This is a genomic window from Rhodococcus sp. ARC_M6, assembly GCF_022810305.1.
Taxonomy (GTDB): Bacteria; Actinomycetota; Actinomycetes; order Mycobacteriales; family Mycobacteriaceae; genus Rhodococcus_F.
In genome coordinates, this window is sequence record NZ_JALGQH010000065.1 from 1 (window position 1) to 2,217 (window position 2,217).

Consider the following 2,217-nt stretch of genomic DNA (forward strand, 5'->3'; position numbering starts at 1 on the left):
TGTCGACGGCACGTGAAAACTGATCAAGGTACGGCACTTCAATATTGACCCCTGACCGGCGATCCTGGCTTTAGTCGAGCCAGGAGGGACGAAGGGATGCTGTCCGTGGAAGATTGGGCCGAAATCCGGCGTCTGCATCGAAGCGAAAGGTTGCCGATCAAGGCAATCGCTCGCCTGATGGGCGTTTCCCGCAACACGGTCCGCTCGGCGTTGGCCGCCGACGGGCCACCGAAATATCAACGCGCCAAATCTGGTTCGATCGTCGACGCCGTCGAACCCCGGATCCGGGAGTTACTCCACGAGTTCCCGACGATGCCCGCGACGGTGATCGCCGAACGCATCGGCTGGGACCGCTCAATCCGCACCCTGAGCACCAGGGTCGCCGAACTCCGACCGGTCTATCTGCCGCCGGACCCGGCTTCGCGAACCACATATCTTCCCGGCGAGATCGCTCAGTGCGACTTCTGGTTCCCTCCGATCACTCTGCCGGTCGATCATGGCCATGTTCGGACCGCGACGAAATTACCGGTCTTGACGATGACCTGCGGATATTCGCGCTGGTTCTCCGCCTTGTTGATTCCCACCCGCAGCGCCGAAGACCTGTTCGCCGGCTGGTGGCATCTGATCTCCGGGCTCGGCGCAGTGCCCCGAGTACTCGTCTGGGACGGCGAAGGTGCCATCGGCCGATGGCGGCACCGCAAGGTGGAACTAACGCAGGACTGCCAGGGATTTCGCGGCACCCTCGGTGCGAAAGTGCTCGTCTGTAAGCCGGCCGATCCCGAAGCGAAGGGGATCATCGAGCGCAATCACGACTATCTGGAGACCTCGTTTCTACCCGGCCGCTCGTTCACCGGACCCAATGATTTCAACCGGCAACTGTCGGCGTGGTTAGCGATCGCGAACAGCCGTCGCAAACGCGCCCTCGGTTGCGCCCCGGCAGATCGCATCGATGCCGACCGCGCCCGAATGCTCGAGTTGCCACCCGTGCCACCGATCACCGGATGGCAGTACTCGACCAGGCTGGCCCGCGATCACTACATCCGACTCGATTCGAACGACTACTCGGTGCATCCATCGGTGATCGGACGGCGCATCGAGGTCACCGCAGACCTGACCCGGGTGCGAGTGTGGTGCGCGGGACAATGCGTCGCCAACCATGCTCGGGCCTGGGCGAAACACCAGACGATCTCCGATTGCGACCACGTGAAAGCTGCAGTCGCACTGCGCCATAACCGCATCACCGTGGTTCACCCCGCAGCTGAACCGGAGGTTCAGATTCGATCGCTGAACGACTACGACGCCATGTTCGACGTCCCCGACTACGACGGAACGGAGGCACTATGACCAGCAACAACACCGGAACCCGGCAGCCCCAGCATGATCTGACCGCCGAGTTGAATTTCCTGTCCCGCGCCCTCAAGGCACCGACCTTGCGCGATGCCGCCGGACGATTGACCGAACGAGCACGAGAAGAGGGTTGGACCCACGAAGAATTTCTGGTCGCGTGCCTGCAGCGGGAAGTCTCCGCGCGAGAAAGTCACGGCGGCGAATCCCGGATCCGCGCCGCCCGTTTCCCTGCCCGTAAATCGTTGGAGGAGTTCGACTTCGACCACGCTCGCGGTCTGCAGCGTGATGCTATAGCCCATCTGGGCACCCTCGATTTCGTCACGGCAAAGGACAATGTCGTCTTCCTCGGGCCGCCAGGCACAGGGAAAACGCACCTGGCGATCGGGCTCGCCATCCGCGCCTGCCAGGGTGGGCATCGAGTCCTTTTTTCTACTGCAGCCCAGTGGGTTTCACGCCTTGCCGATGCTCACCATGGCGGTCGATTGGAAGCGGAGTTGATCAAGCTCGGGCGCTACCCGCTACTTGTCGTCGATGAGGTCGGTTACATCCCGTTCGAAGCGGAGGCAGCGAACTTGTTCTTCCAGTTGGTCTCGAGCCGGTACGAACGGGCCAGTTTGATCATCACGTCGAACAAACCGTTCGGCAGATGGGGTGAGGTGTTCGGCGACGACGTCGTAGCCGCGGCGATGATCGACAGGTTGGTCCATCACGCAGATGTCATTTCCCTCAAAGGCGACAGCTATCGCCTCAAGGATCGTGATCTCGGCCGTCCGATGACCGACCGGAACACCGAGACCTGATCGCATAAACGCATGCAGGGGTCAATTTTCAGATGCCGGAAAGGGGTCAAAATTCAGATGCCGTTGACAG

At 61.5% G+C, this 2,217-nt stretch carries 2 protein-coding genes; both read left to right on the plus strand.

The genetic code is table 11. The annotated features are described in order from the left end of the window. Positions 1–96: 96 nt before the first annotated feature. Positions 97–1,344 carry an IS21 family transposase gene (gene istA, locus MTX36_RS29350; protein WP_243623180.1) on the plus strand — a complete coding sequence of 416 codons (1,248 nt, stop codon included), beginning with the start codon at positions 97–99 and terminating at the stop codon, positions 1,342–1,344. Next, positions 1,341–2,147: an IS21-like element helper ATPase IstB gene (gene istB / locus MTX36_RS29355; RefSeq protein WP_243623181.1), complete on the plus strand. Its 807-nt coding sequence runs from the start codon at positions 1,341–1,343 to the stop codon at positions 2,145–2,147. The genes istA and istB overlap by 4 nt, the downstream gene beginning before the upstream one ends. Positions 2,148–2,217 lie beyond the last annotated feature (70 nt).

Excerpts from the sequence above, each read along its gene's own strand:
- istB (WP_243623181.1), top strand. The coding sequence starts at position 1,341 with ATGACCAGCAACAACACCGGAACCCGGCAGCCCCAGCATGATCTGACC.
- istA (WP_243623180.1), top strand. The coding sequence starts at position 97 with ATGCTGTCCGTGGAAGATTGGGCCGAAATCCGGCGTCTGCATCGAAGC.